Raw genomic sequence first — 25,244 nt, 5'->3', positions numbered from 1 at the left:
ACAGATAAATTACTGCACATTCATGCGGGGTAAACATTTCATTTGAAAAGGACAGCAAGGCTATAGTGCCAAGCTGTCCTTTTTTATGTACAATAAACATAAGAACAAATATTCGAGGTGAATGCAATTTGGCAAAGAAGAAAACGAAATTTGTATGCTCAGGCTGTGGCTATGAATCTGCAAAATGGATGGGAAGATGCCCAGGATGCGGAGAATGGAATAAGATGGTTGAAGAGGTAGAGGTCATTGCAAAAGGGCCACGAGGGGCATTCCAACATTCTGCTACAGTTACCCAAAAGGCTCTCCCTATTATGCAGATTGAAGCTGCTGAGGAATCACGAGTTGCAACAGAAATGGGTGAGCTCAACCGAGTGCTAGGTGGAGGCATCGTGCCAGGTTCTCTTGTATTAATCGGAGGAGATCCTGGGATCGGGAAGTCGACGTTATTATTACAAGTATCTGCGTTGCTGTCGAATAAGGGACATCGTGTGCTCTATATTTCCGGTGAGGAATCCATCCGTCAAACAAAGCTGCGTGCAGAACGTTTTAGGGTGATCTCACAGGAGCTTTATATATATTCTGAAACGAATTTAGAGTTTTTAAATCAAACCATTGATGAGGTGCAGCCAAAGTTTGTTATTGTCGATTCTATTCAAACTGTTTTTCATCCAGAGGTAACGAGTGCACCTGGTAGTGTATCACAAGTGCGTGAATGTACAGCAGAACTCATGCGAATTGCAAAAACAAAGGGAATTGCTATTTTTCTAGTTGGACATGTAACAAAAGAAGGACAAATTGCAGGGCCACGTATTTTAGAGCACATGGTTGATACGGTATTGTATTTTGAAGGAGAACGACATCATAATCACCGTATTTTACGGAGCCAAAAAAACCGCTTCGGCTCTACAAATGAAATTGCTATCTTTGAAATGCTTCAAGGAGGCTTAAAGGAAGTGTTAAACCCGTCTGAGTTGTTCCTACAGGAGCGTTCACAGGGGGCGGCTGGGTCAACAATCGTAGCCTCAATGGAAGGTACACGGCCAATTCTAGTTGAAATTCAGTCGCTTGTAACACCAACAAGCTTTAATTATCCGAAACGAATGGCAACAGGTGTCGATCAAAACCGTGTGCAACTGCTTATGGCCGTCCTTGAAAAGAGAATGGGTCTCATGCTACAGGCACAGGATGCATATATTAAAGTTGCTGGCGGCGTGAAGCTTGATGAGCCTGCAATTGATTTGGCTGTGTTAACAAGCATTGTTTCGAGCTTTAAGGATCAAGCTGTCAGAGCGACAGATTGCTTTATTGGGGAAGTAGGTTTGACAGGCGAGGTGCGTCGTGTATCTCGGATTGAACAGCGTGTGATTGAGGCAGCAAAGCTCGGATTTAAACGGGTCTTCTTACCAGCCTCTAATATCGGTGGCTGGGATTTTCCACAAGGTATTGAGATAGTTGGCGTAGAAACGATAAAGGATGCATTGAATGCTTGCTTTAGAGAGCTATAAAGAAGTTTGTGCATGTTGGACAATGTTCTGACATGCACTTTTAACTTCTTTCAGCAATTGAACACCTGTACCTGTCGCTGCGCTTTCGGTACAAAAGACATTCGCTGAAATAGAGGGTTTTGGTTTTTTTAATTCATAGATAGAAGGTAGGAAACTCAAAGAGGGGAATTGGCGTCTATGATAATGTCCGTGAAAATGCTTGTTTAATGCAGATCGGATGCCAAAGAGCATTTCTGATTTTAGTGTGAAGAATTTTAGAAATTGATTTTCAGTAGACTTGGGATGATCGATCAATGGATGAAATTACCGATACTTTGATAGGGTCATAAAAGATTTTCTGCAATAAACTATGTATAATTATATATTAAGAATGGGAGGTGACAGCTTATGAAAAAATTTGTTCAAATTGCTTTTTTACTGATTGGAGGAGCATTAGGCCTTGTTTTCTTACCGCCATTATACGAATTGCTTCATTTATCATCTAATCCTTGGCTTGATAATCCCTACGTATCAGTAGCTTTAGGAGCACTTTTACTGTTTACATTATCGTTTGCCTTTTCCGATTATTTTGTAAGGCTTATTAGCTGGATGGAAGAGGTGCTATTTAAGGTGCCTGTTGGAGACTTACTATTTGGTACACTTGGGCTCATTATTGGACTGATTGTTGCGTATTTCTTAGGCTTTGCAATCGATAGTATTGATTTACCGAGTTTTACAAAGGTTTTACCAATTATACTGTCATTTGTGCTTGGATATTTAGGATTCCGTGTAGGCTTTAAAAAGCGTGATGAACTAATCCAGCTATTTACATTACGTGGTAACAATACGAAGAAAAAATTAGCAGAAGGTGTAGAGCCTCAAGAAGCACGAGGAAGCTATAAACTGTTAGATACTAGTGTTATTATTGATGGTCGTATTGCAGATATTTCTGAAACAGGCTTTATAGAAGGTATATTGGTTGTACCCCAATTTGTCCTTACTGAGCTACAGCATATTGCAGATTCTTCGGATACGTTAAAGCGTACAAGAGGTCGTCGTGGTTTAGATATTTTGAAAAAATTACAAGATGAACGTATGACAAAGGTTGAGATTACTGAAGAGGACTTTGAGGATGTGCAAGAGGTTGACTTAAAGCTAGTACGTCTTGCAAAGAAAAGAGGTGCCGATACACAGATTGTTACGAACGACTTTAACCTGAACAAAGTTTGTGAGCTACACCATGTGAAGGTGCTAAACATCAATGATTTAGCAAATGCAGTGAAGCCTGTCGTTATTCCAGGTGAGGATATGCAAGTAATGGTCATTAAAGATGGAAAAGAGCATAATCAAGGGGTTGCTTATTTAGATGACGGGACAATGATCGTTGTTGAAGGTGGACGTAGCTATATAGGACAGGCAATTACGGTAACCGTAACAAGTGTTCTACAAACATCAGCAGGTCGTATGATTTTTGCTAAACCCAAGGATGACTAGGAAGTGAGAAATGTGCAATATGAAGTAGTGTTGCCTGCAGCAGGTAGCGGAAAGCGAATGGGAGCGGGGCAAAATAAGTTATTTTTAAATCTTTTAGAGAAACCCATTCTCATACACACGCTGGAAGTATTTGAACAGGATAGTCAGTGTACAGGTATTTGGCTTGCAGTGAAGCCAGAAGAGCGCGGATTTATTCAAGAAATGCTCGAGAGATATGGAATTTCTAAAGTTAAAGGCTTGCCTGATGGTGGTGCTGAGCGTCAGCATTCCGTTCATTCGTGCATGAAAGAAATGAAACAGGTCGATATTGTGCTTGTGCATGATGCTGCGCGTCCATTTATCACTCATGACATTATTGCGAATCTTGTACAAAGTGCGCATGACTTTGGCGCTGCGATTGCGGGTGTTCGTGCGAAGGATACAATGAAAAAAGTACGTGATGGTGTTATTGAAGAAACTATTGATCGTGAAAGCTTATGGATGATTCAAACACCACAAGCATTTCAATTTGATTTGATTGTGGAGGCGGAGGATGTTGCTGAGAAGGTAGGTTTTCTTGGTACCGATGAAGCGATGCTAGTAGAACGTCTTGGCCATGAGGTGCATATTGTAGAAAGCAGCTACGAAAATGTAAAGATGACGACGCAAGAAGATTTAGTTTTCGGTGAAGCGATATTACAGAAACGCGCTAAAAAGCAATGAAATGCTAGAATAAACGAAACATTAGAGGCAAGGTATGAAAACCGAGCCTCTTTTTTGCTTTGATATTTCTGCTCATTTTTTATAAGTTTGAGGGCTCTCTTCAAGATAAGATCTGTTTCAACAATTTCTAACAGTATTTAATTCCCTCGAGTGTAAACTTTGGTTATCTCTATTTTTGTATGTTCTTCAATTCCTCCACAAAAGCACGGCGTTTTGGATACGCTTGTAGTAAGTCAGAAATTAATTGCTTTGCTTCAATGGTGTAGCCGGCCCTACGCATAATGTTGATAGAATGACAAACGCCTTGATAACTTTTGCGATTAGAGGAAATTCGAGCATCGGCAGTGATGGCGTCAATGAATAGTGCACAAACATCTTCATAGTACTGTTCTTTTATGTATTGATAATAGTACTCGATTCTTGTTGGATGTTCTTTGCAATAGTCTAAAATACGTTTAGTTTGTTGTTCCTCTACAATGATTTGCGTATACAAACGAGAATTTGTAAGTCGATCTAATAGTTCTTCAAAAACTTCAGGCCATTGTTCAGCGGGATGTAGTGCTTTGAATTCTGTGTAGTAAGAATACTCACCAGATAGCAACAGTTGTAATGCCAATTCGCGCATGTCTTCTGTATGTCCGAGTGCTTTATGAGCGATAAAAGCGAATTGCCTCCATTTTTTAACGATACCTGCTGATTTTTCATCTACCTGTAGCCCATCAGCTGTTAACTGTAATACTTTTTCATACTCACCAAGGTTGATGGCAGATTTGATAATTAGTTCACGCATATCGTAGTCCTCAATATGCTGCTCTAAAAATGTCTCTACTCCCTTACCATTATATTTATCCTGTAACAAGCGAAGCTCTATCTTTCTTAACTGTTTATTCATATATTGTGCATGCCAATCATCTGATGCGCTTTTCATTGAGTGAATAAGGGTTTTAAATCGTTCCTCGATAGCATCATCATGACAAAGAGGTACACAGGAATGGAGCAAATGAATACGCCAATCTGACCAACCACTTAACTCGTGGTTCATTGCTTCTTGAATAACAAGGTCATACACCGTTTCTGACTGCTCTTTTGACCAAACATCTACTCCTTCGTTAATCGCTTGACTAATTAATTCAAAGCTGTCTTCAATAGCACCACCGAAATCGCCATCGGAGTCGTCGCTATATTGCAGTGCATCAAATGTATGTTGGAAGCAAAGGAAGCTAAGCTCAATAGCTGTTATATAGTTACCTTGGTCAATATGTTCCTGAGCGTGTTGAAGTGTTGTGTAGACGCCTTTTAACGCTTTCGTTGCTTGATTACGTGGAATAAAGCCACTACGGCGATCTTCTCCTTTTTTTAGATGCTGAATGATTAATTGTTCAGCGGCTTTTAATACATCCGCTGGTTCTGTTAGTAGCATTTCAAATTCTTGCAGAAAGCTAGGGTAGTTCTGTCCAACTTTTAGAATTAACGTTATTAGATTTTCCTTTGATTGCGTAGCTAGCAATTGCTGTAATGTTGGTTTTTGTGCTTTAGATGACTTAGATACTGAAACACGAGGATTGTTTAGTTGCCCCTGAATTTCATATAGCGCAGCGGCAATATGCTTACAAATGTCATCATATGGGCAATCACAATCGACGTGTGTAATGTCGCCATTTGCTTCAACAATGATATCTACAATATACAGCTCAGACCCCTCGACCTCAGCCTGCCAATTGCTATTGTCAATGTGTATAATATCAATGACATGACGATTCTGATAATAATTGTACCCACGTTGTAAAATCACCTTATTAAAATGCCTTTCAAAAGTATGAATATTCATTAAAGCACCTCCTTTTTGTGATAAATTAGGATAAGCATATCAGAAAATACGGAGGAGAGAGATACAAATATGAACTCTCATAGACAGAGCCCTCAATTTCCTAGGAAATATGTTAAAATGTGAGGGTATAATATAGAGTAAATATAAAAGTGAAGGAAGGTGAATGAGACTGCTTTATAAGCTGAATAGAAGCTTTTCAAGTCTGCCAATCTGGGCCTTTTAGTTGGTGGATTTTCCTATTTTAATTAACTTATTAGACAGTCTCAATATCATATGTTTCGAATTGGACAAGGATTTGACGTACATGCATTTGAAGAAGGACGTCCATTAATTATTGGAGGTATAACAATTCCTCATGAAAAAGGGTTAGTAGGGCATTCGGACGCAGATGTTTTATTACACACTGTAACAGATGCAGCATTAGGAGCTATTGGTGAGGGAGATATCGGTCGTCATTTCCCAGATACAGATCCTGCGTTTAAGGATGCTGATTCAGCGAAATTATTAGAGCATATTTGGAAGATTGTTGAGGACAAGGGTTATGTTCTAGGTAATGTGGATTGTACGATTATGGCACAACGTCCGAAAATGGCACCATATATTGAACAAATGCAAAATTGTATTGCTGAATTACTTCATGCAGAGCCTTCTCAAGTAAATGTCAAGGCAACAACAACTGAACGTTTAGGTTTTACAGGTCGCGAGGAAGGGATTGCGGCTATGGCGACAATCCTATTGATTAAGAAGTAAAAGGAGGCTCTAGGCGCTTTTATTTCCTGTAACAGAGTGGTAAAATGAACAAAGTCAATTTTTTGAACGAAAATTTAGGAGGCTTTTAATTATGGCGAAAGAAGTTCGTGTTCGTTACGCGCCATCCCCTACTGGTTTCTTACATATCGGTGGAGCGCGTACAGCGTTATTCAACTATTTATATGCAAAACATCATAACGGTAAATTCATCGTACGTATTGAGGATACAGATATCGAGCGTAATGTAGAAGGCGGAGAAGCATCTCAGCTAGATAACTTAAAATGGTTAGGTATTGAATATGATGAGTCGATCGATATCGGTGGACCATATGCACCTTATCGTCAAATGGAGCGTCTTGATATTTATAAAGAGCACGCTGAAAAACTATTAGAGCAAGGTTTAGCTTACAAATGCTTCTGTTCTTCTGAGAAATTAGAAGCGTCTCGCGAAGAACAAAAAGCACGAGGTGTAGCAGCTCCAACTTATGATGGTACTTGTCGTCATTTATCAGCAGAGGAAGTTGCGGCTAAAGAAGCTGCTGGTGAACCATATACAATTCGTATGCGCGTACCTGAAAATGTAACATATGAATTTGAAGATTTAGTACGTGGACAAGTAGCGTTTGAGTCTAAAGATGTTGGTGATTGGGTACTTGTTAAAGCAAACGGTATCCCAACGTATAACTATGCGGTAGTGCTAGATGATCACTTTATGGAAATTTCGCATGTATTCCGTGGTGAAGAGCATTTATCGAATACACCAAAACAAATGATGATTTTTGATGCATTCGGCTGGGAATATCCACGCTTTGGTCATATGACATTAATCATTAATGAAAATCGAAAAAAATTATCTAAACGTGATGAATCAATTATTCAATTCGTCACACAATATAAAGATTTAGGCTACCTACCTGAGGCGATGTTCAACTTCTTTGCATTACTTGGCTGGTCTCCTGAAGGGGAAGAAGAGATTTTCTCAAAAGAAGAATTTATTAAAATGTTTGATGAAAAACGTCTTTCAAAATCACCATCTATGTTCGATAAGCAAAAGCTTACTTGGATGAATAACCAATACATTAAAAAGCTATCTTTAGAAGAAGTGGTCGCATTATCTTTACCACATTTACAAAAAGCGGGTTTATTATCAGAAGAGCTAACAGCGGAAGAACATGCATGGGCAACAGATTTAATCGGACTTTATCATGACCAAATGAGCTTTGGTGCTGAAATTGTAGAGCTATCTCGCCTATTCTTTAACGATCACATTGAATATGATGAAGAAGCAAAAGCAGTTCTAGCAGGTGAGCAGGTACCTGAGGTAATGGCAGCATTTAAAGCGCAACTTGAAGGTTTAGAAGAATTTACACCTGATACTGTAAAAGCTGCTATTAAAGCTGTTCAAAAAGAAACAGGTCACAAAGGTAAAAATCTATTTATGCCAATTCGCGTTGTAACGACGGGTGAAACGCATGGTCCAGAGCTTCCGAACGCGATTTGCTTAATTGGCAAACAGAAAACAATTGATCGTGTAGAAAAATTTGCGCAATAAGTAGAAATTGATTGACAATTTATCAGTTCGTTGTAAAATGTATTTACATTGAGAAAGCGTTGATAAGGAGAAGTAAGTGGCGCATGCTCCAAAGAGAAGACCATCACCGGCTGAAAGTGGTCTGAGCCTAGGCAAAACTGAAATGCACCTTTGAGCATGAAGCTGAACAATAGTAGGCTTTATCGATTCGTTCCCGTTACAGGACGTCCAGAGTGGAAGGCCTTTGCCTTCAATCAGAGTGGAACCGCGCAAATTTAGCGTCTCTGTCATTCCTTTTTGGGATGATAGGGGCGCTTTTTATATTTATCTTCATTCAGCAAATGTTTTTTGTAGCGAAAGGCGAAATTGATAGACATGTTGTTGGGTGCGCCAACTCTACTCAGCTAACTCTGCAGCGAAATAAACGTCAGTTGCACTATTTCAATGGTCAAGGATGCAGTTGATCGTGTAAAAATTTCAAAGGGTCAAGGCCAATCAAAACGAAAAGGGGGAATTTTTTGTGTTTAAAAGAATGAAGGAAGATGTAGAAACGATTTTTGAGAATGATCCAGCAGCGCGTAGTGTGCTTGAAGTTGTGCTAACATACTCAGGTCTACATGCTACATGGGCGCATCGAGTTGCACATTGGTTCTTTAAAAGGCGTTTTTATTTTATAGCCCGTGCCATTTCACAAATTAGTCGCTTCTTTACTGGAATTGAAATTCATCCTGGAGCAAAGATTGGTAGACGTTTCTTTATTGACCATGGGATGGGGGTTGTGATTGGCGAAACTTGTGAAATTGGTGATAATGTAACTTTATATCAAGGTGTAACTTTAGGTGGTACAGGGAAAGAAAAGGGAAAACGCCATCCAACATTAGAAGATAATGTACTAGTTGCAACAGGCGCAAAAGTATTAGGTTCTATTACCATTGGTGAGAATAGTAAAATTGGTGCAGGTTCAGTTGTCTTAAAAGAAGTGCCACCAAATGCTACAGTTGTCGGTATTCCTGGTAAAATAGTGATTAAGGATGGAGTTCGTCTAGAGAAAAAACTAGACCACCAAAATATACCTGACCCTGTAGAAGAACGTTGTCAAGTTTTCGAGAAGCAGATTGCAGAATTGCATCAGGAAATCGAACGCTTACAAAAGGAGAGAGAAACACAATGAGTATTCAAATTTTCAACTCATTAACACGACAAAAGGAAACTTTCGTACCGCTGGAAGAAGGCAAAGTAAAAATGTACGTTTGCGGTCCGACAGTTTATAACTACATTCATATTGGGAATTCACGCCCTGTAATTGTCTACGATACAGTACGTCGTTATTTTCAATTCAAAGGCTATGATGTGAAATTCGTTTCAAATTTCACAGATGTGGACGACAAAATTATTAAGGCTGCTAACGAGCTTGGAGAAGAAGTTCATGAATTGACGGAGCGCTTTATTGCCGCATACTTTGAAGATGTTACAGCGTTAGGCTGCAAGAAAGCAGATGTACATCCACGCGTTACAGAGCATATGGATGATATCATTCAATTCATTCAAGTTTTAGTCGATAAAGGTTATGCCTATGAGTCAGCTGGTGATGTCTATTACCGAACTCGTAAATTTAATGGCTACGGTAAATTATCACACCAATCGGTAGATGATTTAAAAATTGGTGCTCGTATTGAGGCAGGCGAGAAAAAAGATGATGCATTAGATTTCGCTCTATGGAAAGCTGTTAAGCCTGGTGAGATTTACTGGGAAAGTCCTTGGGGGAAAGGTCGTCCGGGTTGGCATATTGAATGCTCAGTAATGGCGCGTGAACATTTAGGAGATACTATTGATATTCATGCGGGTGGGCAAGATTTAACTTTCCCACATCATGAAAATGAAATTGCACAATCTGAAGCTCATAATGATAAAACATTTGCGCGTTATTGGATGCACAATGGATATATTAATATTGATAATGAAAAAATGTCCAAATCTCTAGGTAATTTTATACTCGTCAATGATATTCGAAAACAAATTGATCCACAAATTCTACGCTTCTTTATGCTTTCAGTGCATTATCGCCATCCAATTAACTTTGCGAAAGATTTAGTAGATGCAGCTGCAACTGGCTTAGAACGAATTCGTACTGCCTACAACAATGTCAAACACCGTTTAACAGCTACGGCAAGCCTAGGTGATCACTCAGAAGAATGGCTTGAAAAGATTGCTGAACAAAAAGCTGATTTTGAAGAAGCAATGGATGATGATTTTAATACAGCCAATGCTATTTCCGTATTATTTGAATTAGCACGTATCGCAAATATTTATTTAAATGAAACGAATACTGATGAAAAAGTATTATTGAGTTTTGCTGAAACTTTTGAGGTGCTAGGTGACGTCTTAGGTATTGAATTTGCAAAAGAAGAAGAGCTATTAGACGAAGAAATTGAAGCACTTTTACAGGAGCGTGTAGAAGCACGTAAAAATCGTGATTTTGCTCGTTCAGATGAAATTCGTGACCATTTGCAAGCGCAAGGTATCATTTTAGAAGATACGCGACAAGGAACTAGATGGAAACGAGGGTAAGTAACTTGGATAAACTCCGCAACGAAGATGTCAAGCAATTGAATGCATTAGCGTTAGCCTATATGGGAGACGCAGTTTTAGAGCAAAAGGTACGAGAGCATTTGCTACGTGCCGGCCGTGTTAAACCTAATACACTTCATAGAGAAGCGACACGTTACGTGTCAGCGAAAGCACAATCTATGATTGTACATCAAATGATGGATGAAGGCTTTTTAACAGAGAAGGAATTGGCTGTGTTCCGTCGTGGACGCAATGCCAAATCCGGCTCTGTGCCAAAAAATACAGATGTTCAAACATACCGTAATAGCTCAGGCTTTGAGGCGGTGCTTGGTAGTTTATATTTATTAAATGAGCTAGAACGCGTGTATGCAATCATTGCATACGCTATTCAAATAATCGAGGAATCGAAAGGAGTGTCAAAATAATGGCAGAGCAGAATGGTGAAATTATTGCCGGTAAAAACCCAGTGTTAGAAGCACTTCGGTCAGGCCGCGATATGAATAAAGTATGGATTGCAGAAGGCGTAAAAAAATCAGGGGTTAATGAACTTCTAGATTTAGCGCGAGAACGTGGGGTTATTGTGCAATTTGTCCCGAAAAAAAAGGTTGATCAATTATCAGATGCCAATCACCAAGGAATTGTTGCCTCTGTTGCAGCATATAGTTATGCAGAGCTAGAGGATTTATTTGCGGCGGCAGCAAAAAAACAGGAAGACCCATTTTTCTTAATTTTAGATGAGCTAGAGGACCCGCATAATCTAGGCTCTATTATGCGAACTGCTGATGCTATAGGTGTACACGGCATTATTATCCCGAAGCGTCGTTCAGTAAGCTTGACAGCTGTAGTGGCAAAGTCTTCCACTGGAGCAATTGAGCATGTACCTGTCGTACGTGTTAATAACCTAGCGCAGACGGTAGATGAACTAAAAGAACGAGGTGTATGGATTGCAGGTACAGATGCCAAAGGTTCTGTAGACTATCGTAAAATGGATGCAACATTACCGCTTGCGATTGTTATTGGTAGTGAAGGCAAAGGCATGAGCCGCTTGTTAAAAGAAAAATGTGACTTTTTATATCATTTACCGATGATTGGGCATGTCACATCACTAAATGCATCGGTAGCTGCTGCACTTTTAATGTACGAAGTGTATCGTAAACGTCAAGAAGCGAATGATTGACGATGAACAACATTTTGCTTGTTGATGGCTATAATATGATTGGAGCTTGGAAAGAGCTACGGCCATTACGAGATACAAATTTTGAAGATGCGCGTAAGAGATTAATCGAGCTTATGGCTGAGTATAAAGCAGCCATAGGGTGGCGCATAATTATCGTTTTTGACGCACATCTTGTACCGGGTGTGGAGCAATCTTTTATAGAAAATGATGTCGAAATCATTTATACACGGAAAAACGAAACAGCAGATGAACGCATTGAAAAAATGACGCATGAACTAAAAGCTAGAAATGTACAGATTCACGTAGCAACTTCCGACATGGCAGAGCAAAATGTTATTTTTGGTAATGGTGCTTTGCGAAAATCGGCAAGAGAGCTAGAAATTGATATGAGTATTATCCAACATAAAATTTCTCATGATGTGAAACGAAAACAGGATAGCAAGCCGCCTTCTCGCATAGAACTTAAGCCTGAAGTTGCATTGGCTTTTGAAAAATGGCGACGCGGTTTGAAATGATTGATTGACGCATATTTTCCAATTCCGTTATACTGTTCCTAATTATCTGTTGTGGCTGAGGTGATACCATGTTTAAAAATAGTATTGTACAAGTGACACAAGATTTTGAACGATTCAATGATGAAGAACTTATTGAAATGGTGCATCAAGGTAATACAGATGCGTTGGATTATTTAATTACGAAATACCGTTTGTTAGTAAGAGCGAAGGCGAGATCTTATTTTTTAATTGGTGCTGATAAGGAAGACATTGTGCAAGAGGGCATGATCGGTTTATACAAAGCCATTCGCGATTTTTAAGGAGATAAGCTTGCTTCTTTTCGAGCTTTTGCTGAGCTGTGTATTACAAGACAGATTATTACGGCTATTAAAACAGCTACAAGACAAAAGCATATACCTCTAAATTCTTACGTCTCTTTGGACAAGCCTATTTTTGATGAAGAGTCAGATCGTACATTAATGGATGTGTTAACCGGTGCCATTATGGATGATCCGGAAGAATTAATGATTCATAGAGAAGAGTTTGACTACTTAGAAGAAAAGATGGGTGAGATTTTAAGTGAATTAGAGTTGCAAGTGTTAGCTCTTTATTTAGATGGCCAGTCTTATCACGAAATTTCCGAACAATTAAATCGTCATGTGAAGTCCATTGACAATGCTTTGCAGCGAGTAAAGCGTAAATTAGAGCGACATTTAGTTCTTGAAGAAATGTCCTAGAGGCTGCATACCCTTGTTGACATTGACAAATATAGGTGTTAGTCTTGAAAAGACAAAGTGCCGAAAAGGTGATTATATGGCAAAAAAAGTCGTTCTAAATTGCGAAAAATGCGGATCGAGAAATTACACTTTTCCAGCTAAGGAAGGTTCGACTGTACGCCTCGAATTAAAGAAATTTTGTTCGCATTGCAATGAACATACAGTGCATAAACAAACGCTATAAAAGAATTTGTAAATATACAGATATGATTGATTCGGAGGTTAGGCTAGAATGGGCAAGATTAAAGGCTTTTTCAGCAATGTAATGTCGGAAATGCGCAAAACAAGCTGGCCAAAAAGTAAAGAACTGACGAAATATACAGTCGTTGTAATTTCAACTGTTGTAATTATGGCTTTATTTTTTGTGTTAGTTGACTTAGGTATTTCATCATTATTCCGCTGGTACTTAGAGTTATAATTTAGTAAATAGCATGTTAATACTTCTGAAATAGCCCGTCATTACAATAAACGGGTTTTTTCGTTTGTTTTATGAAGTAAACAGCAGTAAAATATTCTCAATATGATAAGTATGCTACTAGGATAGTATGCGGGTAGCAATAGATGACTATGCTAGATTAGGTATATATCATCGGGCTTTCGTTAGCTATTAGCGAAAGTTATGTTTTTCTAATGAGCAGTTTGTGAAAAGAGTAAAGGATACGCTTAGCATATCGCGATTCATTTTTTCACTTTTATTTGTAAGGGAGGGACGGACGAGGAGTCCTAGTAGTTATGGAGAAAAATTGGTATGTTGTTCATACGTATTCAGGGTATGAGAACCGCGTAAAAGCAAACCTAGAGAAACGTGTAGAAACAATGGGTATGCAAGATAAGATTTTTCGTGTTATTGTGCCTGAACACGAAGAAACAGAAATGAAGGATGGGAAAAAGCGTACAATGATGCGCAAAGTTTTCCCTGGTTATGTTTTAGTAGAGCTAATTATGACAGATGATTCGTGGTATGTTGTACGTAATACGCCAGGTGTAACTGGCTTTATCGGTTCATCTGGTGGCGGTGCAAAGCCTACACCTTTATTACCTGAAGAAGTGGAGCGTCTACTACAGCAAATGGGGATGACTGACAAAGTTGTCGAGATTGATATTTCTGTTGGGGAAGCGGTAGAAGTATTAGAAGGACCTTTTGCTCACTTCCAAGGACGTGTTGAAGAAATTGACACTGAAAAAGGGAAATTGAAAGTTTCTGTCGATATGTTTGGTCGCGAAACAATTATGGAACTAGATTTTGAACAAGTACAAAAAATGTAGTTCTAGTAACTAAATCGTCGTATGTCTGAGACGTATGTCGCAGATTTTGTTAATTACTACTTGCTTAAAAAAATTAAAAGTGGTATCATTTCAAAGGTCAGACTGTCATACTTTAGTTTGACGTCTGTAATGATAATTTTAATGTTATCGGCACTTTAGCTGACAGACAGATATTGAGTGGGAGGGCAAACCCAATTACCACATCACGGACTTAAGGAGGTGTGTCTCGTGGCTAAAAAAGTTATTAAAGTTGTTAAACTTCAAATCCCTGCTGGTAAAGCAAACCCAGCTCCACCGGTTGGTCCTGCATTAGGTCAAGCGGGTGTGAACATCATGGGATTCTGTAAAGAATTCAATGCGCGTACTGCAGATCAAGCTGGTCTTATTATTCCAGTTGAAATTTCAGTATTCGAAGACCGTTCATTTACTTTCATTACAAAAACTCCACCTGCAGCAGTTCTACTTAAAGTAGCAGCTGGTATCCAATCTGGATCTGGTGAACCAAACCGTAACAAAGTGGCGACGGTTAAACGTGATAAAGTTCGCGAAATCGCTGAAACTAAAATGCCAGACCTTAACGCTGCTTCAGTAGAAGCTGCTATGTTAATGGTTGAAGGTACTGCACGAAGCATGGGTATTGTTATCGAAGACTAATCCCAGTTACTTGATGATGTATTTGTTTTTTGGAAGGTTGCGGAGTTTCTTTGTGAACGCGCAACCTTTATTCGTGGGAGGTAAAATCCGCTATAACCACAATCAAGGAGGAATTATATAATGGCTAAAAAAGGTAAAAAACTGCAAGATGCAGCAAAATTAATCGACCGTAACGCACTATACGGCGCACAAGAAGCAATCGAACTTGCTCAAAAAACTAGCACAGTGAACTTCGACGCGACTGTAGAAGTTGCTTTCCGTCTAGGAATCGATACTCGTAAAAACGACCAACAAATCCGTGGTGCAGTAGTGTTACCAAACGGTACTGGTAAAACTCAACGCGTATTAGTATTCGCTAAAGGTGAAAAACTTAAAGAAGCTGAAGCGGCTGGTGCTGACTATGTAGGCGATGCAGAATACATCCAAAAAATCCAACAAGGTTGGTTCGATTTCGATGTAATCGTTGCAACTCCTGACATGATGGGTGAAGTTGGTAAACTTGGTCGTGTATTAGGACCTAAAGGTTTAATGCCAAACCCTAAAACTGGTACAGTAACTTTCGATGTAACAAAAGCTATCGGAGAAATTAAAGCTGGTAAAGTAGAATACCGTGCTGATAAAGCTGGTATCATCCACGCACCTATCGGTAAAGTTTCTTTCTCTGCAGAACAATTAGTAGAAAACTTCTTAACTGTATTTGATGTAGTACAAAAAGCTAAACCTGCTGCAGCTAAAGGTACTTACATGAAATCTGTAAACGTTACAACTACAATGGGCCCAGCTCTTAAAGTTGACGCTTCAAGCGTAGTAGTAAAATAATTAAGGTTTTTATATAAATCTGTTGACGGCGTCGTCTATCTATGATAAGATGATTGCTGTTGTGAATCATCCATTTGTACCGTAGACAGTAGGAGTGACTTGTCACTTAATGATCCTACCGAGGACATCGGAATTCGGATTCTTATTTTAAAGATGATGACTTTCAGCCTCTGTGTCTATACGACCCAGGGGCTTTTCTTTTGTCGGTATAAATGACCCATTCTAATAGGAGGTGTCATCATGAGCAAAGCAATCGAAAACAAACAAGTACAAGTTCAAGAGATTACTGAAAAATTCAAAAATGCTGCTTCTGTAGTAGTTGTGGATTACCGTGGTCTTAATGTTACACAAGTGACTGAGCTTCGTAAACAACTTCGTGAAGCTGGCGTTGAGTTCAAAGTTTACAAAAACACTTTATCACGTCGTGCTACTGAAGCTGTAGGCCTTGAAGGAATCAACGACGTATTAGTTGGTCCTAACGCAATTGCGTTCTCAAATGAAGATGTTGTAGCTCCTGCTAAAATCATCAACGAGTTCGCTAAGAAAAATGAAGCTTTAGAAATTAAAGCAGGTATTATTGAAGGTACAATCGCTTCTGTTGAAGATGTTAAAGCACTTGCAGAACTTCCATCACGCGAAGGTCTTCTTTCTATGCTTTTATCTGTACTTCAAGCTCCAGTGCGCAACTTCGCACTTGCAACAAAAGCTGTTGCAGAACAAAAAGAAGAACAAGGCGCGTAATTTCATACGCACTATAACTTCTGCGGCCTGACCCGCAAAAATAAAACGTTATCCAATTAGGAGGAAATTATAATGAATAAAGAGCAAATCTTAGAAGCTATCAAAGCTATGACAGTTCTTGAATTAAACGATTTAGTAAAAGCTATCGAAGAAGAATTCGGTGTAACAGCTGCTGCTCCTGTAGCAGTAGTTGGTGGTGCTGCTGCTGGCGCTGCTGAAGAAAAAACAGAGTTTGACGTAGTATTAGCATCTGCTGGTGCTGAAAAAATCAAAGTAATCAAAGCGGTTCGTGAAATCACTGGTTTAGGTCTTAAAGAAGCTAAAGAAGTAGTAGATAACGCTCCTAAAGCTCTTAAAGAAGGCGTTTCTAAAGATGAAGCTGAACAAATCAAAGCTAAACTTGAAGAAGTTGGCGCATCTGTAGAAGTTAAGTAATCTCGCGTTACTTTTAAACAAAAGGAAAGCTCGTCATTTTGGCGAGCTTTTTTCTTCATTCTGAGGAGGCGTGAAAATGTCAGATCACTATTATACAAGTAAGCCTCAAACTGAGAGTAAACCTCGTCACTGGACATTCCAATTGTTAGGGCATACGTTTTCCTTTGAAACGGATGCAGGAGTATTTAGTAAAAGCGAAGTAGATTTTGGATCCCGTGTTTTAATAGATGCTTTTCAAATGCCTGATATTGATGGTGCAATTTTTGATGTGGGGTGTGGGTATGGACCGATTGGATTATCGATCGCCAAAACAAACCCAGAGCGTACCGTTTTTATGATGGATATAAATGAACGTGCAGTTGCACTCTCGCAAAAAAATGCGCAAGTAAACGGTGTTCAAAATGTACGAATATTTGTGAGTGACGGACTATCGACGGTTGACAAGGACGTAAAAGCCGCAGCTATTTTAACCAACCCTCCAATTCGCGCAGGAAAGGAAACTATTTTCCGTTTTTACGATGGAGCTTATGATAAGTTAGTGTCATCTGGTGAGCTGTGGGTAGTGATACAGAAGAAGCAAGGTGCACCGTCAACGGTAAGTTACTTAGAAGAAAAATTTTCAGAAGTCGATGTTGTGGAGAAGAAAAAAGGGTACTGGATAGTACGTGCAAAAAAATAGTTGAAATATGCATAAATTATTGACTTGACAAATTGGCTATGATAATATGATACAATGCAAAAATATTATTTTGAGGTCGTATGCCCTTTTGTATATGTTTGTTTTAATGTGGGTATACTTGCCAAGATAGTTTAGTTAACCGAAAATGAGATCTTTTTGAAGACTCGTTTTCTTTTTGTCTTTCGAAATCATACACTATTTGTATGATTTTGCAAAGACCTAATATCGCTTTATTGAGGGGTGAATGAGTTGACAGGTCAACTAGTTCAGTATGGACAACACCGCCAGCGTAGAAGCTTTGCGCGTATTAAAGAGGTGCTTGAGCTTCCAAATCTGATTGAGATTCAAACGGCGTCTTACGAATGGTTCCTTGAAGAAGGTTTACGTGAAATGTTCCGTGACATTTCGCCGATCGAGGACTTTACAGGCAATCTTTCATTAGAATTCATCGATTATTCATTAGGTGACCCTAAGTATGATGTCGATGAGTGTAAAGAGCGAGATGTTACTTACGCAGCTCCATTACGTGTGAAAGTACGTCTTTACAACAAAGAAACAGACGAAGTGAAGGAACAGGATGTCTTCATGGGTGACTTCCCATTAATGACAGAGACAGGTACGTTCATTATCAATGGTGCTGAACGTGTTATCGTTTCACAATTAGTTCGTTCACCAAGTGTGTATTTCCATGATAAAACTGATAAAAACGGTAAGAAAGGTTTCGGAGCGACAGTTATTCCAAACCGTGGTGCATGGCTAGAATATGAAACTGATGCGAAAGATGTAGTATATGTGCGTATTGATCGTACTCGTAAGCTACCAGTAACAGTGTTACTTCGTGCATTAGGCTTCGGTTCAGACCAAGAAATTATCGATATTATCGGAGATAATGAATATTTACGTAATACGTTAGAGAAGGATAACTCTGAAAGTACAGAAAAAGCACTTTTAGAAATCTATGAACGTTTACGTCCAGGTGAGCCACCAACAGTTGAAAGTGCGAAGAGTTTATTATACTCTCGTTTCTTCGATGCGAAACGCTATGATTTAGCGAATGTTGGTCGCTACAAAATGAATAAAAAGCTTCATATCAAAAATCGTTTATTTAACCAAACGATTGCTGAAACGCTTGTAGACCCAGAAACAGGCGAAATTTTAGTAGAGAAGGGTACAATTCTTGACCGTCGTACTTTAGATAAAATCTTACCGTATCTAGAAGATTCATCAAAAGGCATCGGTTTCCGCACTTTATCACAAGTAGGCGGAGTACTTGAGGATGATGTAACAATCCAGTCTATTAAAATTTATGCACCAAAAGATGAAGCACAAAAAGAAATCAATATTATTAGTAATGCGTACATCGATGAAGAAGTGAAGAATATTACACCTGCTGACGTATTATCTTCAGTAAGTTATTTCTTCAACTTACTTTACCAAGTAGGGGCAACAGATGATATCGACCACCTAGGTAACCGTCGTCTGCGCTCTGTTGGTGAGCTGTTACAAAACCAATTCCGTATTGGTTTATCCCGTATGGAACGTGTAGTACGTGAGCGTATGTCTATTAACGATACAGCTGCTATCGTACCACAACAATTAATTAATATTCGTCCAGTGATTGCGTCAATTAAAGAGTTCTTTGGTAGCTCTCAATTATCACAATTCATGGACCAAACAAACCCACTGGCAGAGTTAACACACAAACGTCGTCTATCTGCATTAGGACCTGGTGGTTTAACACGTGAGCGTGCTGGTATGGAAGTACGTGACGTTCACTATTCTCACTATGGCCGTATGTGTCCAATCGAGACACCAGAGGGTCCAAACATTGGTTTAATTAACTCATTATCTTCATTTGCCAGAGTAAATAAATTCGGATTCATTGAAACGCCTTATCGTCATATTGACCACGAAACAGGTAAAGTAACGGATCACATTGATTATTTAACAGCTGACGAAGAAGATAACTACTATGTAGCACAAGCGAACTCACTATTAAATCCTGATGGTACATTTGCTAAAGACGAAGTAGTAGGTCGTTTCCGAGGGGATAATACAGTATTTAATAAATCTCTAATGGACTACATGGACGTATCTCCTAAACAAGTAGTTTCAGCTGCGACTGCATGTATCCCGTTCTTAGAAAACGATGACTCAAACCGTGCACTTATGGGTGCCAACATGCAACGTCAAGCGGTTCCTCTTCTTAATCCAGAAGCACCATTTGTTGGTACTGGTATGGAACATGTTGATGCGCGTGACTCAGGTGCGGCTGTAGTAGCGAAATATGATGGTATTGTTGAGCATGTTGAAGCTCGCTCTATCCATGTTCGCCGTATTGAAGTCGTTGACGGTAAAGAGGTTAAAGGCGATTTAACAAAATATAAATTACAAAAATTCATTCGTTCTAACCAAGGTACTTCATACAACCAACGCCCTCTTGTAAAAGTTGGCGAACGTGTGAAACCTCGTGACATTTTAGCAGATGGCCCATCTATGGAAAAAGGTGAACTTGCTCTTGGTCGTAACGTACTTGTTGCGTTCATGACTTGGAACGGCTTTAACTATGAGGATGCTGTTATCATGAGCGAACGCCTTGTAAAAGACGATGTTTATACATCTGTTCATATTGAAGAATACGAATCAGAGTCTCGTGATACAAAATTAGGACCTGAAGAAATCACTCGCGATATTCCAAACGTTGGGGAAGATGCACTTCGTAATTTAGATGAACGTGGTATTATCCGCATTGGTGCGGAGGTACGTGATGGTGACATTCTTGTAGGTAAAGTAACACCTAAAGGGGTTACAGAATTAACTGCTGAAGAACGCTTATTACATGCTATCTTTGGAGAAAAAGCTCGTGAAGTTCGTGATACTTCATTACGTGTACCACATGGTGCTGGCGGTATTATTCTTGACGTGAAAGTATTTAACCGTGAAGATGGCGATGAATTACCACCAGGTGTTAACCAATTAGTTCGTGCTTACATTGTTCAAAAGCGTAAAATTCGCGTAGGGGACAAAATGGCCGGACGTCATGGTAACAAAGGGGTTATCTCTCGTATCTTACCGGAAGAGGATATGCCATTCATGCCAGACGGTACTCCTGTTGATATCATGTTAAACCCACTTGGTGTACCTTCTCGTATGAACATCGGACAAGTTTTGGAATTACACTTAGGTATGGCTTCTCGTTACCTAGGCGTTCATATGGCAACTCCAGTATTCGATGGTGCCAACGAAGAAGATGTTTGGGAGACAATGGAAGAGGCAGGTATGAACCGTGATGGTAAAACAATCCTGTATGATGGACGTTCAGGTGAACCATTCGATAACCGTGTATCAGTAGGGATCATGTACATGATCAAACTTGCTCACATGGTTGATGATAAACTTCACGCACGTTCAACAGGTCCTTACTCACTTGTTACTCAACAGCCACTTGGCGGTAAAGCACAGTTCGGTGGACAACGCTTTGGTGAGATGGAGGTATGGGCACTTGAAGCATATGGTGCTGCCTATACACTTCAAGAAATCTTAACAGTTAAATCCGATGACGTTGTTGGTCGTGTGAAGACATACGAAGCAATCGTTAAAGGTGAAAGTGTACCAGAGCCAGGCGTTCCTGAATCATTCAAAGTATTGATTAAAGAGCTTCAATCTCTTGGTATGGATGTGAAAATGTTAACGGTCAATGATGAAGAGGTAGAGCTTCGCGACTTAGACGAAGAAGAGGATCTTCAACCAGCTGACGCACTTAACATTGCATCAAAGCCAGATACAGAAGAAGAGCCAGTAGAGTCTTTTGAATAATGGAAAACGTTAATTCACATTCTTTGTGAACACGGTCAAAGTTATTTTTCAAATTAGTCGGGCAGGATTTAACGCCCTGTCCGGCTTTTTCTTTCAATAAATCATTCTATTTTTAATCTTTTGCTAAAGAGAAATGATTCTTGCAAACGATTATCGAGCTGCGTAAAAGAGTCTTTTTAAAGACCTATACTAGAGGGAGGTAGGCTCCTTGATAGACGTTAATGAATTTGAATATATGAAAATTGGTTTAGCTTCTCCTGACAAGATTCGTTCTTGGTCATACGGTGAAGTTAAAAAACCTGAAACAATTAACTATCGTACATTAAAACCAGAAAAAGATGGTTTATTCTGTGAGCGTATTTTCGGTCCAACTAAGGATTGGGAATGTCATTGTGGTAAATACAAGCGTGTACGCTATAAAGGCGTAGTTTGTGATCGTTGTGGAGTTGAAGTAACACGCGCGAAAGTTCGTCGTGAACGTATGGGCCACATCGAATTAGCAGCACCAGTTTCTCATATCTGGTACTTCAAAGGTATTCCTAGCCGTATGGGTCTTATTTTAGATATGTCCCCACGTGCATTAGAAGAAGTAATTTACTTTGCATCCTACGTTGTAATTGAGCCAGGTGCTACAAACTTAGAAAGTAAACAACTACTTTCTGAAAAAGAGTACCGTGCATACCGTGAAAAATTCGGTAACACATTCGAAGCGTCTATGGGTGCAGAAGCAATTAAGAAATTGCTAGGCAAAATTGATCTTGAAGATGAAACTCAATCTTTAAAAGAAGAGTTGAAATCAGCACAAGGTCAACGTCGTACTCGTGCAATTAAACGTCTTGAAGTTGTTGAATCATTCCGTAACTCAGGCAACTCTCCTGAATGGATGATTTTAGATGTACTACCAGTTATTCCACCGGAGCTTCGTCCGATGGTGCAATTAGATGGTGGGCGTTTTGCTACTTCTGACTTAAATGATTTATATCGTCGTGTAATCAACCGTAATAACCGTTTGAAACGTTTACTAGATCTTGGTGCTCCAAGTATCATCGTACAAAACGAAAAACGTATGTTACAAGAAGCTGTTGATGCATTAATTGATAATGGTCGTCGTGGTCGTCCTGTAACAGGTCCTGGTAACCGTCCATTAAAATCACTTTCACATATGCTGAAAGGTAAACAAGGTCGTTTCCGTCAAAACTTACTTGGTAAACGTGTTGACTACTCTGGTCGTTCGGTTATCGTAGTAGGTCCAAACTTAAAAATGTATCAATGCGGTCTACCAAAAGAAATGGCAATTGAGCTATTCAAGCCTTTCGTAATGAAAGAGTTAGTAGAACGTGGTCTTGCTCATAATATTAAATCAGCTAAACGTAAAATTGAGCGTTTAAACAACGATGTATGGGATGTTTTAGAAGATGTGATTCGCGAGCATCCAGTATTACTAAACCGTGCACCAACGCTTCACCGTCTTGGGATTCAAGCGTTTGAACCAACACTAGTTGAAGGTCGTGCTATTCGTCTTCACCCATTAGTATGTACAGCTTATAACGCTGACTTCGATGGTGACCAAATGGCGGTTCACGTACCATTATCAGCAGAAGCACAAGCAGAAGCTCGTCTTCTAATGCTTGCTGCACAAAATATCCTGAACCCGAAAGACGGTAAACCAGTTGTAACACCATCTCAAGATATGGTATTAGGAAACTACTACTTAACGCTTGAGCGTGAAGCAGCTCGCGGCGAAGGAACAATTTTCTATGGGCCAAATGAAGTATTAATTGCTTATGATACAGGTCATGTTCACTTGCATACTCGTATTGCAATTAAAGCAAGTTCGCTAAATAATCCAACATTTACTGAAGAACAAAATAATATGTTCCTATTAACGACTGTTGGTAAAGTAATCTTTAACGAAATCTTGCCGAAATCATTCCCATACATTAACGAGCCAACTGATTTCAACTTAGAGCAAGAAACACCAGACAAATACTTTGTTAACTTAACAATTGATGAAGAAACGTTAAAAGAGCTTGAAGCAGATGCTGCATATAATGGGCTTGATGAAAAAGGTAAAGTGGAAGCACAACGCACAGCTGTGCTACGCAAACACTTTGCATCGGTACCAGTTGTAAACCCATTCCGTAAAAAATTCTTAGGTAATATCATTGCTGAAGTATTTAAACGTTTCCACATCACTGAAACATCTAAAATGCTTGACCGCATGAAGAACCTAGGATTCAAATATTCAACACGTGCTGGTATCACTGTAGGTGTATCTGACATCGTCGTATTACCAGATAAAGGTGAAATCTTAGCGGAAGCTCAAGAAAAAGTAGATAAAGTTCAGGCGCAATTCCGTCGTGGTTTCATCACAGAAGATGAGCGTTATGATCGCGTTATCTCAAGTTGGAGTGCTGCGAAAGATGAAATTCAATCGAAGCTAATGAAGTCGCTTGAGAAAACAAACCCAATCTTTATGATGTCTGACTCAGGTGCCCGTGGTAACGCATCTAACTTTACTCAGTTAGCAGGTATGCGTGGTCTGATGGCCAACCCGGCTGGTCGTATCATCGAACTTCCAATCAAATCATCATTCCGTGAAGGTTTAACGGTATTGGAATACTTCATCTCTACACATGGTGCTCGTAAAGGTCTTGCCGATACAGCCCTGAAAACTGCCGATTCAGGTTACTTAACTCGTCGTCTAGTAGACGTAGCACAAGATGTTATCGTTCGTGAAGATGACTGTGGAACTGACCGCGGTTTAACAATTGGAGCGTTAATGGAAGGTACAGAGTTAATCGAAGCGTTAGACGAACGTATTGTTGGTCGTCATACGAAGAAAACAATCTATCATCCAGAAACAGGCGAAGTGATTTTAGCAAAAGACGGATTAATCGATCAAGATATTGCTCGTATCATTATAGAGCTAGGTATCGAAGAAGTGACAATCCGTTCTGCGTTTACATGTAATACAAAACATGGCGTATGTAAAAAATGTTACGGCATGAACTTAGCAACAGGTGAAGAGGTTGAAGTTGGAGAAGCAGTTGGTATTATTGCGGCTCAATCAATCGGTGAACCAGGTACACAATTAACAATGCGTACATTCCATACAGGTGGGGTTGCCGGGGATGATATTACACAAGGTCTTCCACGTATCCAAGAGATTTTTGAAGCACGTAATCCTAAAGGGCAATCAGTTATTTCTGATATCGCAGGTACTGTTTCAGACATCACTGAAATTCGTGAAGGTCTAAAAGAGATTACAATTGAAGGTGAAGTAGAAACACGTAAATACGCAGCGCCTTACAATGCTCGTCTGAAAGTACAAGAAGGCGACTTTGTAGAACGTGGTCAAGTATTAACAGAAGGTTCTATCGATCCAAAACAATTGTTAAAAGTTAAAGACGTTTCAACAGTTCAGGAATATCTATTAAAAGAAGTACAAAAAGTATACCGTATGCAAGGGGTAGAAATTGGAGATAAACATATCGAGGTAATGGTTCGCCAAATGCTTCGTAAAGTACGTGTAATTGAAGCTGGTGATACAGAATTATTACCAGGATCATTACTAGACATCCACCAATTCTCAGAAGCAAATGCAGATGCTGTGTTAAAAGGCAAAAACCCTGCAACTTGTCGTCCTGTTATCCTAGGTATTACAAAAGCTTCTCTTGAAACAGAATCATTCTTATCTGCTGCATCATTCCAAGAAACAACTCGTGTGTTAACGGATGCTGCTATTAAAGGAAAACGTGATGAACTTCTAGGTCTGAAGGAAAACGTAATTATCGGTAAACTTGTTCCTGCAGGTACTGGTATGCAACGTTACCGTCAAATCCGTATTGAAAAAGATGAGCTTGACACAGAAAATCTAATTTCTGCTGAATAATCATTAAATAAGTGCCGAGGGGATGTTTTTTCATCATCTCTTCGGACTTTTTAAAGATATGAGTTGACAGTCGAAATTGGTAATGATAATATATTGAAGGTTGATAGTTAACTGTCTGTACTTTGGAGGATATGA

The 25,244-nt window shown here is 39.4% G+C and carries 21 protein-coding genes, 1 pseudogene and 2 other annotated features; of the genes and pseudogenes, 21 read left to right on the top strand and 1 reads right to left on the bottom strand.

Annotated elements, in window-relative coordinates; genetic code table 11:
* The first annotated feature begins 128 nt into the window (after positions 1–128).
* The 3 genes from radA to ispD all read left to right on the top strand — a co-directional run bounded on the left by radA (position 129) and on the right by ispD (position 3,680).
* The gene (gene radA, locus FJQ98_RS25765; RefSeq protein WP_201406582.1) at positions 129–1,505 is read left to right on the top strand and encodes a DNA repair protein RadA; all 1,377 of its coding nucleotides are present in this window, start codon (positions 129–131) and stop codon (positions 1,503–1,505) included.
* A gap of 387 nt (positions 1,506–1,892) precedes the next feature.
* Positions 1,893–2,978, top strand: coding sequence for a PIN/TRAM domain-containing protein (locus FJQ98_RS25760; protein ID WP_053596031.1), 1,086 nt, complete (start codon positions 1,893–1,895; stop codon positions 2,976–2,978).
* A gap of 12 nt (positions 2,979–2,990) precedes the next feature.
* Positions 2,991–3,680 (top strand): 2-C-methyl-D-erythritol 4-phosphate cytidylyltransferase, encoded by a 690-nt coding sequence (ispD, locus tag FJQ98_RS25755; protein ID WP_053596032.1) that lies wholly within the window; start codon positions 2,991–2,993, stop codon positions 3,678–3,680.
* Between the two features lie 169 nt (positions 3,681–3,849).
* Here ispD and FJQ98_RS25750 read toward each other — a convergent pair whose 3' ends face one another.
* Positions 3,850–5,508: an SWIM zinc finger family protein gene (locus tag FJQ98_RS25750; protein WP_053596033.1), complete on the bottom strand. Its 1,659-nt coding sequence runs from the start codon at positions 5,506–5,508 to the stop codon at positions 3,850–3,852.
* A 273-nt stretch (positions 5,509–5,781) separates the two neighbouring features.
* On the opposite strand from FJQ98_RS25750, the gene ispF reads away from it, so the two are divergent.
* The 18 genes and pseudogenes from ispF (at position 5,782) to rpoC (ending at position 25,109) form a co-directional block, all read left to right on the top strand.
* Positions 5,782–6,258: a 2-C-methyl-D-erythritol 2,4-cyclodiphosphate synthase gene (gene ispF, locus FJQ98_RS25745; protein ID WP_053596034.1), complete on the top strand. Its 477-nt coding sequence runs from the start codon at positions 5,782–5,784 to the stop codon at positions 6,256–6,258.
* Between the two features lie 91 nt (positions 6,259–6,349).
* Positions 6,350–7,810: a glutamate--tRNA ligase gene (gltX, locus tag FJQ98_RS25740; RefSeq protein ID WP_053596035.1), complete on the top strand. Its 1,461-nt coding sequence runs from the start codon at positions 6,350–6,352 to the stop codon at positions 7,808–7,810.
* Positions 7,811–7,860: 50 nt separating this feature from the next.
* Positions 7,861–8,078 (top strand) — a binding site (T-box leader).
* A gap of 231 nt (positions 8,079–8,309) precedes the next feature.
* On the top strand, positions 8,310–8,960 hold the full coding sequence (gene epsC, locus FJQ98_RS25735; RefSeq protein ID WP_053596037.1) for a serine O-acetyltransferase EpsC: 651 nt from the start codon (positions 8,310–8,312) through the stop codon (positions 8,958–8,960).
* Positions 8,957–10,357, top strand: a complete 1,401-nt coding sequence (gene cysS / locus FJQ98_RS25730; protein WP_053596038.1) for a cysteine--tRNA ligase — start codon at positions 8,957–8,959, stop codon at positions 10,355–10,357. The genes epsC and cysS overlap by 4 nt, the downstream gene beginning before the upstream one ends.
* A 5-nt stretch (positions 10,358–10,362) precedes the next feature.
* Positions 10,363–10,782, top strand: a complete 420-nt coding sequence (locus FJQ98_RS25725; RefSeq protein WP_053596039.1) for a Mini-ribonuclease 3 — start codon at positions 10,363–10,365, stop codon at positions 10,780–10,782.
* Positions 10,782–11,534: a 23S rRNA (guanosine(2251)-2'-O)-methyltransferase RlmB gene (gene rlmB / locus FJQ98_RS25720; protein WP_053596040.1), complete on the top strand. Its 753-nt coding sequence runs from the start codon at positions 10,782–10,784 to the stop codon at positions 11,532–11,534. Before FJQ98_RS25725 ends, rlmB begins: the two co-directional genes overlap by 1 nt.
* A gap of 2 nt (positions 11,535–11,536) precedes the next feature.
* Positions 11,537–12,049: an NYN domain-containing protein gene (locus FJQ98_RS25715; RefSeq protein WP_053596081.1), complete on the top strand. Its 513-nt coding sequence runs from the start codon at positions 11,537–11,539 to the stop codon at positions 12,047–12,049.
* A 68-nt stretch (positions 12,050–12,117) separates the two neighbouring features.
* Positions 12,118–12,765: pseudogene (gene sigH / locus FJQ98_RS25710) on the top strand (RNA polymerase sporulation sigma factor SigH).
* A 76-nt stretch (positions 12,766–12,841) separates the two neighbouring features.
* Positions 12,842–12,988, top strand: a complete 147-nt coding sequence (gene rpmG / locus FJQ98_RS25705) for a 50S ribosomal protein L33 (protein WP_075807303.1) — start codon at positions 12,842–12,844, stop codon at positions 12,986–12,988.
* A gap of 48 nt (positions 12,989–13,036) precedes the next feature.
* Positions 13,037–13,222: a preprotein translocase subunit SecE gene (gene secE / locus FJQ98_RS25700; protein WP_053596042.1), complete on the top strand. Its 186-nt coding sequence runs from the start codon at positions 13,037–13,039 to the stop codon at positions 13,220–13,222.
* A gap of 314 nt (positions 13,223–13,536) precedes the next feature.
* Complete coding sequence (gene nusG, locus FJQ98_RS25695) at positions 13,537–14,070, top strand: transcription termination/antitermination protein NusG (protein ID WP_053596043.1); 534 nt, start codon at positions 13,537–13,539, stop codon at positions 14,068–14,070.
* Positions 14,071–14,298: 228 nt separating this feature from the next.
* Positions 14,299–14,724 (top strand): 50S ribosomal protein L11, encoded by a 426-nt coding sequence (gene rplK, locus FJQ98_RS25690; protein WP_053596044.1) that lies wholly within the window; start codon positions 14,299–14,301, stop codon positions 14,722–14,724.
* 120 nt (positions 14,725–14,844) lie between these two features.
* Positions 14,845–15,543 (top strand): 50S ribosomal protein L1, encoded by a 699-nt coding sequence (rplA, locus tag FJQ98_RS25685; protein ID WP_053596045.1) that lies wholly within the window; start codon positions 14,845–14,847, stop codon positions 15,541–15,543.
* A 61-nt stretch (positions 15,544–15,604) separates the two neighbouring features.
* Positions 15,605–15,751 (top strand) — a sequence feature (ribosomal protein L10 leader region).
* Positions 15,752–15,783: 32 nt separating this feature from the next.
* Positions 15,784–16,284 carry a 50S ribosomal protein L10 gene (gene rplJ, locus FJQ98_RS25680; RefSeq protein WP_053596046.1) on the top strand — a complete coding sequence of 167 codons (501 nt, stop codon included), beginning with the start codon at positions 15,784–15,786 and terminating at the stop codon, positions 16,282–16,284.
* Between the two features lie 72 nt (positions 16,285–16,356).
* Positions 16,357–16,719, top strand: coding sequence for a 50S ribosomal protein L7/L12 (gene rplL / locus FJQ98_RS25675; protein WP_053596047.1), 363 nt, complete (start codon positions 16,357–16,359; stop codon positions 16,717–16,719).
* Positions 16,720–16,795: 76 nt separating this feature from the next.
* Positions 16,796–17,398 (top strand): class I SAM-dependent methyltransferase, encoded by a 603-nt coding sequence (locus tag FJQ98_RS25670; protein ID WP_053596048.1) that lies wholly within the window; start codon positions 16,796–16,798, stop codon positions 17,396–17,398.
* A gap of 240 nt (positions 17,399–17,638) precedes the next feature.
* Positions 17,639–21,214 (top strand): DNA-directed RNA polymerase subunit beta, encoded by a 3,576-nt coding sequence (gene rpoB / locus FJQ98_RS25665; RefSeq protein WP_198926917.1) that lies wholly within the window; start codon positions 17,639–17,641, stop codon positions 21,212–21,214.
* 208 nt (positions 21,215–21,422) lie between these two features.
* Positions 21,423–25,109: a DNA-directed RNA polymerase subunit beta' gene (gene rpoC / locus FJQ98_RS25660; RefSeq protein ID WP_053596050.1), complete on the top strand. Its 3,687-nt coding sequence runs from the start codon at positions 21,423–21,425 to the stop codon at positions 25,107–25,109.
* Positions 25,110–25,244: the final 135 nt, after the last annotated feature.

The organism is Lysinibacillus agricola (assembly GCF_016638705.1).
Lineage (GTDB): Bacteria > Bacillota > Bacilli > Bacillales_A > Planococcaceae > Lysinibacillus > Lysinibacillus agricola.
The sequence above is the reverse complement of the archived record's forward strand: the minus strand, read 5'-3'. Positions and strand labels throughout refer to the sequence as shown.

Coding starts and splice junctions, on each gene's coding strand:
- FJQ98_RS25760 (WP_053596031.1), top strand. CDS start 1,893: ATGAAAAAATTTGTTCAAATTGCTTTTTTACTGATTGGAGGAGCATTA.
- rplL (WP_053596047.1), top strand. CDS start 16,357: ATGAATAAAGAGCAAATCTTAGAAGCTATCAAAGCTATGACAGTTCTT.
- rpmG (WP_075807303.1), top strand. CDS start 12,842: ATGGCAAAAAAAGTCGTTCTAAATTGCGAAAAATGCGGATCGAGAAAT.
- rplJ (WP_053596046.1), top strand. CDS start 15,784: ATGAGCAAAGCAATCGAAAACAAACAAGTACAAGTTCAAGAGATTACT.
- FJQ98_RS25715 (WP_053596081.1), top strand. CDS start 11,537: ATGAACAACATTTTGCTTGTTGATGGCTATAATATGATTGGAGCTTGG.
- nusG (WP_053596043.1), top strand. CDS start 13,537: ATGGAGAAAAATTGGTATGTTGTTCATACGTATTCAGGGTATGAGAAC.
- secE (WP_053596042.1), top strand. CDS start 13,037: ATGGGCAAGATTAAAGGCTTTTTCAGCAATGTAATGTCGGAAATGCGC.
- cysS (WP_053596038.1), top strand. CDS start 8,957: ATGAGTATTCAAATTTTCAACTCATTAACACGACAAAAGGAAACTTTC.
- ispF (WP_053596034.1), top strand. CDS start 5,782: ATGTTTCGAATTGGACAAGGATTTGACGTACATGCATTTGAAGAAGGA.
- rplA (WP_053596045.1), top strand. CDS start 14,845: ATGGCTAAAAAAGGTAAAAAACTGCAAGATGCAGCAAAATTAATCGAC.
- gltX (WP_053596035.1), top strand. CDS start 6,350: ATGGCGAAAGAAGTTCGTGTTCGTTACGCGCCATCCCCTACTGGTTTC.
- FJQ98_RS25750 (WP_053596033.1), bottom strand. CDS start 5,508: ATGAATATTCATACTTTTGAAAGGCATTTTAATAAGGTGATTTTACAA.
- rlmB (WP_053596040.1), top strand. CDS start 10,782: ATGGCAGAGCAGAATGGTGAAATTATTGCCGGTAAAAACCCAGTGTTA.
- FJQ98_RS25670 (WP_053596048.1), top strand. CDS start 16,796: ATGTCAGATCACTATTATACAAGTAAGCCTCAAACTGAGAGTAAACCT.